Raw genomic sequence first — 11,843 nt, forward strand, 5'->3', positions numbered from 1 at the left:
GACCCGGAACGCCCCTTTAGCCCTGGGTTTTCCCCAAACCCGGAGGAAACTCGCACCACGCTCAGGGGAGCAGCGCGCCGGCCAGCGGGTGGACCGTCTCCTCGATCTCGTCGGCGACCCGGCTGAAGCACTGGTCGCCACGACCCCACGGGTCGTCCAGATCATCGGTGGTCAGCGCCGAGGCGCCCAGTCGCGCGTCGTGAGCCGCCGCCACCAGGGCGACCCCACGGGCGTACACGGCCTCCGGGGTGGCGTCACCCGGCGGCAGCGCGGCGGCGTCCACAGCGGCCAGCAGTCGACCGAACTCCCCCAGCACGAACGTGCGGGCCGCCGCGTCCGGACGAAGCGCCACCACGTACTCAAACTGGTCGGCGGTGGCGGTCAGGACCAGGTCGGCGGCGTCGATGTGGTCCGAGCGCAGCTTGCGCGCGGCGAACCCCGCCACGTCCCCCCCACGGCCGGTGACCTGCCGTGCCGCCGGCGGGTTCATCTCCTCGCCCGCGTGCCAGCCACCAGTGCCGGCGCTGTGGCTGTGCACCAGTTCCTCGGCCTGGGCCGGGTCCTGCGAACGCCGGGTCAGCCGCTCCCGCACCGCCAGGGCCAGCAGCCGCTCCGCCATCGGCGAGCGGCAGATGTTGCCCATGCAGACGTGCAGAATCGTGAACGGGGGCACTCAGACCGCCCGACCGTCGACGAGATCCGGAACCACGTCGCGCAGCTTCTCCAGCGGGATCGCCCCGGCCCGCAACAGCTGCGGCACCTCACCGGTCAGATCCACGATCGTGCTGGGCACCGGGTCCGGGCAGGGGCCGGCCTCCAGATAGGCCCGCACCGAATAGCTGAGCTGGTCACGCGCCTCGTCGGCGGTGACCGCGGCCGGCTGCCCGGTCTTGTTGGCCGACGAGACAGCCATCGGGCCCGTCTCGCGCAGCACCTCCAACGCCACCGGGTGCAGCGGCATCCGCACCGCCACAGTGCCGGTCTTGTCGCCCAGGTCCCACTGCAGGCTCGGCGAGTGCTCGACCACGATCGTCAGCGCACCCGGCCAGAACGCCTCCACCAGGTCCCGTGCGGCAGTGGGCAGCGAGAAGACCAACCCGTCAAGGGTGTGCCGCGAGCCGATCAGCACCGGCGGCGGCATCTGCCGGCCCCGGCCCTTGGCGTCGAGCAGCGCCTTCACCGCGTACGGGGTGAACGCGTCCGCGCCGATCCCATACACGGTGTCCGTCGGGAGAACGACCAGCTCGCCGTTCTTGACCGCCTCGATCGCCGCAGCGATGCCGCGGTCCCGATCGGCGGGCGACCGGCAGTCGTAGAGCATCACGAGGAGTCAGTCTGCCACGCCGCCCCGATCGGGGCGTGCTGGCCGTCCGCCCGTCGGGACGCGGTGGCGTAGCGGGGACGCCCGGTGAGGTCCAGATGCTCCAGAACAGCGGTGAAGCCGCCGTTCTCGGCGAGCAGCCCGGGCACCGCCGCGCCGTGGGTGTCGTCGTGCTCGACGCCGAGCACGCCCCCCGGGCGCAACAGCACCGCCGCCCGGGCGACGACCGGCCGGATCACCACCAGACCGTCGGTGCCGCCGAAGACCGCCTCCGCCGGGTCGTGCCCGGCCACCTCCGGCGGGACCAGCACGTCGTCCGGCACGTACGGCGGGTTGCAGAGCAGCACGTCCACCCGGCCCACCAGCTCGGCCAGCAGGTCCGGCGCTGTCACATCGGCCTCGACCACCTCGATGGGGCGGTCCCCCGCCGCGGCGCGCTCCGCCGCGTTGCGCCGCAGCCAGGCCAGCGCCGCCGGGGAACGCTCGACCGCGATCACCCGCGCTCCCGGCAGCTCCTGAGCCACCGCCAGCGCGATCGCGCCGGAGCCGCTGCACAGGTCCACCACCACCGGGTCGGGTCGGCCCTGGGCCTGCTCGACACCCCAGCCGGCCAACAGCTCGGTCTCCGGCCGGGGCACGAAGACACCCGGGCCGACCGACAGCTCCAGGTGCCGGAACCCGGCCCGACCGGTCAGGTGCTGCAACGGCTCGCGCGCGACACGGCGGCGCGTCAACTCGTCGAGCCGCACCAGTTGGTCGTCGCTCAGGTCGTCGGCGAGAGCCAGCCGACCCCGGGGCACCCCCAGCACGTACGCCGCCAGCAACTCGGCCTCCACCCGGGCCGAGCCGACCCCGGCGGCGGCGAGCGCGCGGGCCGCTCGGGCCACCGCGGCGGACGGCCGGATGGGGCCTGTCCCTTCGGGGGGGTGTTGCGGCAAAGTACTCACGACATAATCATGAAGCGTCGCGGGCGACGTGACGAACAGGTGCGCCCAGGCGCGCACGACAGGAGGTTGGCGGGTGGGCTGGCTCGACCGGGTCGATGACCAGGTTGACGCCCTCACGCACGCCCGGGCGTTGCAGGAGGCCAGCCGCTCCGCGGAGGCGTACGTCCTGCTGGAGCGTGTGATCCGCACCACCAACGACCCGGCGGCGCGAGCGGACGCCATGGTGCAGCGCCTCTCCGCGCTGATCAATCTCGGTCGGACCGCAGAGTTCACCCGGGCCATCGAAGAGGCGTCGGCGGCGGTCCGCGACCTCGCCGAGCCCTACCTGCACGGTCACCTCAACGCGCTGGCCGCGCTCGCCGCGCACCACCAGGGCGCCCTGGACCGCTGCGTCATGCACCTCGTCCGGGCGGCCCGGGCCCTGGGCGCCGTCGCCGACCCGGACCGGGACACCGCCTGGGGCTGGCACGACCTGGCGATGGCCTACAGCTACCTCAGCTTCCACGGGTACGCCCTGGGTGCCATCGAGCGGGCCCGGCAGCTCGGGCTGACCGCCGGGATCCCGGAGGAGACGTTCGCCGCGCCGGGCATCCGGCTGCGCAACGCCGTGGCCCTGGACCACAACGGCGACAGCGACGGTTGTCTGCGGGTGCTCCGGGACGTGGCCGCCGACCTGACCCGCTTCGTCCGCGCCGGGCGGGCCGGCCAGCTACGCCCGAGCAGCCTCGCCGCGTACGGCTACGCGGCGGCCCGACAGGCCGCGCTCGGCGACCAGGTGGCCACCGAGGGCCCCGAGCCGGCCCGGTTGATCACCCATGGCGGCGACAGCGCCCGCGCCCGCGACCTGCGTCAACTCGGGCAGGTGTGCCTCGCCGTCGCCGACGGTCGGCCGATCGAGGCGGTCGCCCGACTGGACACCGTCCGGGTCTCCAACGAGACGCTCGGGGCGGCCGAGCCGGCCCGGCTGCGCAGCATCGCGCTGACCCGCGCCGGGGACCACCTGGCCGCACACCGGGCCGACCGGCTGGCGTTCCGGCTCGCCGCGCAGCGCAACGACCGGCTGCGTGACGTCTACATCGACGGCATCGCCGCCCGCATCGACCACGAGGAGATGCGCCGCGAGGCGGCGCGCTTCGAGGGCGAGGCGTTGACCGACCCGCTCACCGGGCTGCCCAACCGCCGCCGGCTGGAGCGCTACATCACCGCAGTGGTCACCCGTGGCGAACGAGTCGTGATCGGCGTCTGCGACCTGGACGGCTTCAAGGCGGTGAACACCCGGCACGGGCACCACTCCGGCGACCTGGTGCTGCAGCGCATCGCCGGTGTGATCAACCGGGTGATGCGCCGGGGCGACTTCGTGGCCCGTTACGGCGGTGACGAATTCGTGGTGGTGCTGCCGGACACCGGCATGACCGAGGCGGCCGAGGTGGCCCGCCGGATCGAGGCAGCAGTCCGCCTGGAGGACTGGGAATCGTTGGTGCCCGGCACCCCGGTCGGGGTGAGCATCGGCTTCGCCGAGGTCTCCGGTGGCAGCGGGCTGCGCGACGCGCTCAGCGTCGCGTTCGAGCAGGCCGACCGCGAGATGCTCCGCGCCAAGACCCGCCCCCGCGCGAGCTGACCTCCCGCCGGCGCTGGGCGTCGATCAAGGAGTTGTGGTGCCTCACGAAACCCCAGGGCGTGACAATTCGCCCACCGCAACTCCATGATCGACGGGGTGCGGCGGGTCAGCGCGGGTGTCGCGGTCAGCGGCGGGTCAGCTCGGTGTCGCCGGCTAGCCGGGCGGCCCGGTCGGCCTCGGTCAGGGCGTCCAGCACCCCGTCCAGCTCGCCGCCGAGTGCCAGATCCAGGTTGTACGCGGTGTAGCCGATCCGGTGATCGGTGATCCGGTTCTGCGGGTAGTTGTAGGTGCGGATCCGCTCCGAGCGGTCCACGGTGCGCACCTGCGCCTTGCGCGCGTCCGAGGCGGCGGCGTCGGCCTGCTCCTGGGCGGCGGCGAGCAGCCGGGCCCTCAGGATCCGCATCGCCTGCTCCCGGTTCTGCAACTGGGACTTCTCGTTCTGGCAGGAGACGACGATGCCGGTCGGCAGGTGGGTGATCCGCACCGCCGAGTCGGTGGTGTTCACCGACTGGCCACCCGGGCCGGACGAGCGGAACACGTCGATGCGCAGTTCGTTCTGGTCGATGGTGACGTCGACGTCCTCGGCCTCCGGCAGCACCAGCACCCCGGCGGCGCTGGTGTGGATCCGGCCCTGCGACTCGGTCACCGGGACACGCTGCACCCGGTGCACGCCGCCCTCCCACTTGAGCCGCGACCAGACGCCGTTGCCGCCGTCCGGGACACCCTTGGTCTTGATCGCCAGGGAGACGTCCTTGACCCCGCCGAGGTCGGAATCCTGCGCGTCGATCACCTCGGTGACCCAGCCGTGCCGCTCGGCGTACCGGGTGTACATCCGCAGCAGGTCACCGGCGAACAGCGCCGACTCCTCGCCACCCTCACCCGCCTTGATCTCGACGATCACGTCCTTGGCGTCGTGCGGGTCGCGCGGAATGAGCAGCTCGGCGAGCCGCTCCTCCAGCACCGGCAGGGATCCGGCGATGGCGTCCGCCTCAGCCGCGAAGGACGGGTCCTCGGCGGCCAGCTCGCGAGCCGCGGCCAGATCGGCGCGGGCCTGCTCCAACCCGTCGGCGGCCTTGTGCAGCGGCACCAACTCGGCGTACCGGCGGCCGACCCTGCGCGCGGTGGCCTGGTCGGCGTGGATGGCCGGATCGGCCAACCGCTTCTCCAACTGCGCGTACTCGTCGAGAAGGCCGGCCAGACGCTCGCTGCTCATGCTGCGGATGCTCCTTCGACGGTGCGCGACGACCGGGCCGGGGGCCGGGGGCCAGCGGCCGGGCAGAAATGGAGGAAAATGCGGACGGCGCCCGCGTCCGGTGAAAAACCGGACGCGGGCGCCGAACGAGGAGTTACTTGGCCTTCTTGGCCTGAACCTTGGCGTACTTCTGCTGGAACTTCGCGACCCGGCCGGCGGTGTCGAGAACGCGCTGCTTACCGGTGTAGAACGGGTGGCAGGCGCTGCAGGTCTCGGCGTGGATCGCCCCGCCCTTGGCGGTGCTGCGGGTCGTGAACGTGTTGCCACAGGAGCAGCTGACCTCGGTGGTCACGTACTCCGGGTGGATGTTTGCCTTCATCGCCTCGGTCCTCTCGTTGGTGGTCGCCGGGTCGCCGTCATCGCTCGTCGCGCCGTACACGACGGGCTCGGGCGTGAACCGGAACCGGTGGCCGATTGACCAGTGTGCCATGGGCCTGAGCCGACCCGGTAGTCGGGCCGCACACCTCGTCCGGCATCGTCAACACGTGCCTACCCGTCCGCATTCCCGCCGCCCGGCGGGGCATTCGCGCACCCGGCGGACCGCCGCCAGGTACCCCGGCCGGGGTACGCCCGTCGAGCCGGAGGTGCGTCGATGACCCGCCTGATCGCCACCCGGGGACTGCCCGCCTCGGGCAAGACGACGTTCGCCCGCACGCTCCAGCCGTCCGTGTCGCGGGTCAACCGGGACGATCTGCGTCGGATGCTGCACGGCGAACGGTTGTTCACCCAGTGGGCCGAGGCGCAGGTGACCGCCGTACAGCAGGCTCAGGTCGAGGCGCTGCTGCGGGCCCGGGCGGACGTCTGCGTCGACGACACCAACCTGCGCGCGCGGACCCTGCGAGGCTGGGCCGAACTGGCCGCCCGCCACGGCGCGGACTTCGAGGTGCACGACTTCACCGACGTGCCGCTGGACGAGTGCCTGCGCCGCGACGCCGCCCGGCCGGCCACCGAGCAGGTCGGCGCGGACGCGATCCGCCGGCTGCACGAGCGGTACCTTCAGGGTCGGGAGCTGCCGCTGCCCGTGCCGCAGGCCCGCACCGGACGCCCCGCCGTGGTGCACCCGCCGTCGGCCGAGCCACCGGAGATCGTCCTGGTGGACATCGACGGGACCGTCGCGCTGGCCGTCTCCCGCAGCCCGTACGACATGACCCGGGTGGGCCAGGACCAGCCGAACACTGCGGTGATCGCGGCGGTCCGGGCGATGCACGCCGCCGGCTACGGGGTGGTCTTCTGCTCGGGGCGGGACGCCTCCGCCCGCGCGGCCACCGAGGCGTGGCTGGCCCGGCACGTACGAGTGCCCTACCTGGGCCTGCACCTGCGCGCCGTCGGCGACACCCGGAAGGACTCCATCGTCAAGCGGGAGATCTACGACCGGGAGATCCGGGACCGTTACCGGGTGGCCGGCGTATTCGACGACCGCGTCCAGGTGGTCCAGATGTGGCGATCCCTCGGCCTGACCGTCTTCCAGGTGGCCGACGGCGACTTCTGAGGTGTCCGGACGGGCCCCGCGTGTGAGGGCCCGTCCGGACAGTTCACCCGCTGACGCTGATGGTGGCCTCGGCGCGGGCGCCGTTGACCTCGACAGTCAGGCGTATCGGCGCGCCGGGCCGCAGTGCCGTCAGGGTGCCGGTAGCCGGGTCGAATCGGGCGGTGTGCCAGGGGCGCACCCCGGCCGCCGAGCCGACGTGCACTCCCGGCGAGGCCGACCAGTCGGCGCTGACCGGTGCGGTCACCGGGACGGTACGCCCGCCGGGCTGGGTCAGCGTGGCGGTGACCGCTGCGGGGGTGCCGACCACGACGCTGGCCGGGGCGGCCACCGTGAGGCGGTCGGCGTGCGCGTGGAACTCCGCGTCCACCCAGCGCGGGCCCTCGGCGAGCGGGTCACGGCGGGCCCGGTCGGCCTCGGCCGGGGTCACCGGGTCCACGCCGAACTCCGTCCAGCCGGTGAAGCCGCCCTGGTCGGCAGGGGTGGACGGCGTCTTGCCCGCATTGCCGTTGATCACGTACGGAACCCCGTCCACCCGGTCGGCGTGGAAGGTGCCGACGTGCCCACCCACGAACAGCGCGCCCTTGCCGGTGCGGTGCTGGAAGTCGGCGAGCCACTGCTCCAGCAGCGCCGCCTCCTTGCGGTCGCCGAGCTGGCTGGCCTGCGCCGGGCTGGGGTCGCGCGGCGGGTGGTGGTGCAGGACGACGACGGAACCCACGCGCCGGTCGGTGGCCGCCGCGTCCAGCGTCTCGCGGAGCATCCGCACCTGGTCGAAGCCTCCGCCGCGCAGCGTCCCGGTGGACGAGTTGAGCGTGACGAACCGGGTGCCGTTGTGGTCGAACACCCGGGAGGTGGCACCGAACGCGGCCGCGAAGTTGCTGATCGGTGCACCCATGATCTCGTGGTTGCCGGGCACGTAGTACCAGGGCAGCACGTCGCCCAACTCCTCGTCGAGGATCCGCCGGGCCAGCGCGAAGTCGGCCGGGTAGGCGGTGTCCACGAAATCGCCGTTGATCAGGAGGAGGTCCGGCCGGGCCGCCCGCACCTCGCGCAACGTCCGCCGGGCCTGGGCGACCAGGTCGCTGTCCGGGTCGGCGGCGACGAACTGGGCGTCGGAGAGCACCGCGAACCGCCACGGCGCGCCGTCCACGGTGCCGTCACGGACCACCACCCGATCGGTACGCGGTGCCGCCTCCGGCACGTCGACGGTCGGGGGCACCTTCGCCACCAGGTCGTCGATGATCACCTCGCTGGTGTACTGCGCAGCGGCATTCGTCTCGGCCACGTAGAAGCGGCGTACCCGCACCGGGTACTGCACCCCGGCCGGCACCGCGAACTCCACGTACCGCCAGCCGGTCCAGGTGATCAGTGGGCCGCGCAGCACGTGCTGGGTGTCCTGGGCGTCGTGCAGGTGCAGGCTGGGCCACTCCCCGGTGCCGTTGCCGTGGATCCACATCCCGAAGGCCTGCGGCTGACCGGGGACCTCGATCCAGGCGGGCGGGTCGGCGTACGCGGCCCGCGTGCCGGTGGACTGGCTGAAGTCGTACGACATGCGCAGACCGGTGCCGGTGTGCCCTGGCGCCGGCGCTACCGAACCGCTGGCGCGGGCCTGGCTGAACCGCCAGGAAGCGGCGTCGTCGAAACCGGCGACCGGCACGTCGGTCAGCCCGACGGTGACCGGCAGGACGGCGCTCGTGCGGCCGACGTGAACGGTCACCAGGCCCGAGCCGGTGTCCCGCAACGCGGCAATGGACAGGTTGCCGTCCCCGGTGGGAGTGATCCGCAGCAGGTCCCGGTCGTAGTCGAGTGTGAGGTCGGCCGGCTCGATCGGCGCGGTGTTGCCTTCGGCGTCGTACCCGACCACGCCGACCAGGGCGTCACCGTCCCGGCCGGTCAGTCCGATCCGCGGCGCTGTGGTGCCGATCCGGGCCAGCGGGCCGAGCACTGTGAGGTTCAGCGAACCGGTCACCCGTCCCCGTGCGGCGGTGACCGTGCTGGCCCCCGGCGCGCCGGCGCGGAACACGCCGTCACTGCCGACCCGGCCGCGTACCGGCGGGGTCGCCCGCCAGGTGGGGACGCCGGCCGCCGGGCCGTACGTCTCGTCGTAGCCGGATGCGGTGAGGGTGCGGGTCAGCCCCGGGAAGACCCGGTCGGGCCGCCCACCTCGCACCGGTGAGACGCCCGGGGCGACGGTGGGGTCGCTGGCCGTCTCGACCCAGTAGCCGGTGAGTCGCCCGCTGCCCTTTGGCGCGTAGATGGCCAGGCCGTTGGGCACGGCCCGCTCGCTGCCGTCGGAGGGGCCGTTCTCCAGCTGCACGGTGGGCGCGCCCGGTTCCCGGGCCAGCAGCGTGGACGATCCGCCACCATCGAGGTTGAGCGCGTGGTGGGCGCCCAGCTCGGCCATCATCCGGCCCATCTCGGTCTGGGTCACGCCGCGGCTGTCGACCTGACGGCCGTCCACCGTCAGCATGATCATCTTTCGACCGTCGGCGCTGAACCCGACGGCGGTGCGGGGGGCGAGGGTCGGGTCGGCGATGCTCTGCACGACGCCGTCGCGGACCAGGACGTTGCCGCCCCCGACCGCCGCGTGCAGGGTGCTGCCGTCGGAGGGCTTCGGTCGCCAGGCCACCGTCACCGGGTCACCGGGGCGCAGGCCGGCCAGGGCGTCCGCGCCGAGGTCACGGCCGAGCAGCACGGTGCTGCCCGCGACGATCGGACCGCTACCGGCCACGCCTCCCACCGCTGCCACCCGACCGTCGGTCACTGTGACCTCGACGACCCGGGCCGCGCCCTCCACGGCACGCTGCCGGGTGTACGACCCCCACAGCTCGGTGAAGGCGCCGATGCCGTCGGCCTGCACCATGTTGTTGAACTGGGTCAGCGCGACCGGCCCGGTGGGCAGGGTGGCGCTGCCGTCGAAGTTCACCTCGATCACCCGCCCGAGCCCGTTCGTGGTGACCGCCGCCGCGTTGCGGTGGCCGCTGACCCCCGACTGGATCAGCTCACCGTTCCGGACGCCGACGCCCTGGGCGGCGCCGGAGTTGTTGATGTCGAAGAAGTCGCCGTTGACAGCGGCGACCGCGCGCGACTGGTCCACCGCCTTTCGCAGCGACTCGGCCCGGCTGACCGCGCCGGAGTTGACGTAGTCGACGGTGGAGCCGCCGGCCAGGTCGGTGGTGAGCGCGTCGGCGCGCAGCCAGCCCTCGGCGTCGTACCTGTCGAAGGACGTCAACTGCACGCCGGGTGCGACCGGCCGGGTGGCCTTCGTGGTCTCCAGCCCGCCGGCCGGCTCCAGCCCACCAACGCCTGCGGTCGGGGCGGTCGGGGCGGCGGCCAGGCTGACCGAGCCGGCCGGGCGGGAGGACGCGGGCGGCGCGTCCTCCGCGATGGTGGGTGCGGCCGATGAGACCGCTGAGGCCACTGCGGGCGGGGCGACGGTGGGTGCGGCAGTGGCCGGCGGTGACAGGGCCAGGGCGAGCAGCGGCGTCAGCAGCAGGACGCCGGTGCGGCGGGCGGATCGTCTGCGGGTACGCATGGACGACAGTCAACCCGGCGATGAATAGAAGTTTCAATACCTGTCGACTGAACCGAAGGAAAATTCCATCAACTCGCGACGCGGGTGTCGGGACCGGGGACATGACGAAGGGGCACGGCCGCGATGGCCGTGCCCCTTCGTCGTCACCTGGGAAGGGTTACTCCCCCGGCGTCGACTTCGCGATCTGCATCAGGAACTCGATGTTCGTGCGGGACTGCTTGAGGCGGTCCAGCAGGAGATCCATCGCGGCCTGCGAGTCGAGCGAGTGCAGCACCTTCCGGAGCTTGTGGATGATGGCCAGCTCCTCCGGTGCGAGCAGGACCTCTTCCTTACGCGTACCCGACGGGTTGATGTCGATGGCCGGGAAGGTCCGCTTGTCGGCGATCTTCCGGTCCAGCTTCAACTCGGCGTTGCCGGTGCCCTTGAACTCCTCGAAGATGACCGTGTCCGCCATGGACCCGGTCTCCACCAGCGCCGTGGCGATGATGGTCAGCGACCCGCCGTTCTCGATGTTGCGGGCCGCGCCGAGGAAGCGCTTCGGCGGGTAGAGCGCTGTGGAGTCGATACCACCCGACATGATCCGGCCGCTGGCCGGAGCCGCCAGGTTGTACGACCGACCGAGCCGGGTCACCGAGTCGAGCAGCACGACGACGTCGTGCCCCAGCTCGACGAGGCGCTTGGCCCGCTCGATGGCCAACTCCGCCACCGTGGTGTGGTCCTGCGGCGGACGGTCGAACGTGGCCGCGATGACCTCGCCCTTGATCGACCGCTGCATGTCGGTGACCTCTTCAGGCCGCTCGTCCACCAGCACCACCATCAGGTGGCACTCCGGGTTGTTGCGGGTGATCGCGTTCGCGATCGCCTGCAGCACCATCGTCTTACCCGCCTTGGGCGGAGACTGGATGAGTGCCCGCTGGCCCTTGCCGATCGGCATGACCAGGTCGATGACCCGGGTGGTCAGGATGTGCGGCTCGGTCTCCAGCCGCAGGCGCTCCTGCGGGTAGAGCGGAGTGAGCTTGTAGAACTCCGGACGACGCCGGGCCTCCTCCGGCTCCATCCCGTTGATCGTGTCCAGCCGCATCAGCGGGTTGTACTTGTCGCGCCGCTGGTCGCCGCTGTTGCCGCCCTCGCGGGCCGCCCGCACCGCACCGGTGATCGCGTCACCGCGACGCAGGCCGTACTTCTTGATCTGGGACATCGAGACGTACACGTCGTTCGGGCCGGCCAGGTAACCGGTCGTCCGCACGAAGGCGTAGTTGTCGAGCACGTCGATGATGCCGGCCACCGGGACGAGCACGTCGTCCTCGTTGACCTGCGGCTCACGCCCGCCGGTGTCGGCGCCGGTCTCGGTGCGCTCGCCGCGCCCGCGGCGACGGTCCCGGAAACGGCTGCGCCGGCCGCGCCGACCGCCGCCCTCGTCGTCGTCGTCGCTGTCCCGCTCGGCACGCTGACCACGGTCGTTGCGGTCGTTGCGGTCGTTGCGGTCACCGCGGTCGGGTCGGTCGTTGCGCTCGGCACGCTCGCCCCGGTCGGCACGCTCGCCCCGGTCGTTGCGCTCGCCCCGATCGGCACGCTCGCCCCGATCGTTGCGCTCGCCCCGATCGGCACGCTCGGCACGCTCGCCCCGATCGGCACGCTCGGTGGTCCGCTCGCCCCGCTCGGTGGTCCGCTCGCCCCGGTCGGC

Annotated in this window: 9 protein-coding genes; 2 read left to right on the plus strand and 7 right to left on the minus strand. The window is 72.7% G+C overall.

What is annotated here, in order from left to right; translation table 11 throughout:
• Positions 1-61 precede the first annotated feature (61 nt).
• The 3 genes from NIE79_RS04425 to prmC are packed head-to-tail and all read right to left on the minus strand — an operon-like array spanning position 62 to position 2,268.
• Positions 62-673 (minus strand): arsenate reductase/protein-tyrosine-phosphatase family protein, encoded by a 612-nt coding sequence (locus tag NIE79_RS04425; RefSeq protein ID WP_238677319.1) that lies wholly within the window; start codon positions 671-673, stop codon positions 62-64.
• Complete coding sequence (locus NIE79_RS04430; protein ID WP_091406475.1) at positions 674-1,321, minus strand: L-threonylcarbamoyladenylate synthase; 648 nt, start codon at positions 1,319-1,321, stop codon at positions 674-676.
• Complete coding sequence (gene prmC / locus NIE79_RS04435; RefSeq protein WP_238677320.1) at positions 1,321-2,268, minus strand: peptide chain release factor N(5)-glutamine methyltransferase; 948 nt, start codon at positions 2,266-2,268, stop codon at positions 1,321-1,323. Before prmC ends, NIE79_RS04430 begins: the two co-directional genes overlap by 1 nt.
• A gap of 73 nt (positions 2,269-2,341) precedes the next feature.
• Between prmC and NIE79_RS04440 the strand changes: the two genes are divergently transcribed.
• Positions 2,342-3,886: a GGDEF domain-containing protein gene (locus tag NIE79_RS04440; protein ID WP_238677321.1), complete on the plus strand. Its 1,545-nt coding sequence runs from the start codon at positions 2,342-2,344 to the stop codon at positions 3,884-3,886.
• Between the two features lie 124 nt (positions 3,887-4,010).
• Here NIE79_RS04440 and prfA read toward each other — a convergent pair whose 3' ends face one another.
• Together prfA and rpmE are read right to left on the minus strand one after the other, a co-directional pair.
• Positions 4,011-5,099 (minus strand): peptide chain release factor 1, encoded by a 1,089-nt coding sequence (gene prfA, locus NIE79_RS04445; protein WP_238677322.1) that lies wholly within the window; start codon positions 5,097-5,099, stop codon positions 4,011-4,013.
• Between the two features lie 133 nt (positions 5,100-5,232).
• A complete protein-coding gene (rpmE, locus tag NIE79_RS04450; protein WP_030333150.1) occupies positions 5,233-5,457 on the minus strand; it encodes a 50S ribosomal protein L31 in 225 nt (74 codons plus the stop codon).
• A gap of 273 nt (positions 5,458-5,730) precedes the next feature.
• Between rpmE and NIE79_RS04455 the strand changes: the two genes are divergently transcribed.
• Positions 5,731-6,627 carry a phosphatase domain-containing protein gene (locus NIE79_RS04455; RefSeq protein ID WP_238677323.1) on the plus strand — a complete coding sequence of 299 codons (897 nt, stop codon included), beginning with the start codon at positions 5,731-5,733 and terminating at the stop codon, positions 6,625-6,627.
• A 43-nt stretch (positions 6,628-6,670) separates the two neighbouring features.
• Here NIE79_RS04455 and NIE79_RS04460 read toward each other — a convergent pair whose 3' ends face one another.
• Together NIE79_RS04460 and rho are read right to left on the minus strand one after the other, a co-directional pair.
• Positions 6,671-10,159, minus strand: coding sequence for a phosphodiester glycosidase family protein (locus tag NIE79_RS04460; protein ID WP_238677324.1), 3,489 nt, complete (start codon positions 10,157-10,159; stop codon positions 6,671-6,673).
• A gap of 157 nt (positions 10,160-10,316) precedes the next feature.
• On the minus strand, positions 10,317-11,843 hold a 1,527-nt coding region (rho, locus tag NIE79_RS04465), incomplete at its 5' end, for a transcription termination factor Rho (protein WP_238677325.1).

Source organism: Micromonospora trifolii (assembly GCF_022229005.1).
Lineage (GTDB): Bacteria > Actinomycetota > Actinomycetes > Mycobacteriales > Micromonosporaceae > Micromonospora > Micromonospora trifolii.

Excerpts from the sequence above, each read along its gene's own strand:
- NIE79_RS04430 (WP_091406475.1), bottom strand. The coding sequence starts at position 1,321 with ATGCTCTACGACTGCCGGTCGCCCGCCGATCGGGACCGCGGCATCGCT.
- prfA (WP_238677322.1), bottom strand. The coding sequence starts at position 5,099 with ATGAGCAGCGAGCGTCTGGCCGGCCTTCTCGACGAGTACGCGCAGTTG.
- rpmE (WP_030333150.1), bottom strand. The coding sequence starts at position 5,457 with ATGAAGGCAAACATCCACCCGGAGTACGTGACCACCGAGGTCAGCTGC.
- NIE79_RS04455 (WP_238677323.1), top strand. The coding sequence starts at position 5,731 with ATGACCCGCCTGATCGCCACCCGGGGACTGCCCGCCTCGGGCAAGACG.
- NIE79_RS04460 (WP_238677324.1), bottom strand. The coding sequence starts at position 10,159 with ATGCGTACCCGCAGACGATCCGCCCGCCGCACCGGCGTCCTGCTGCTG.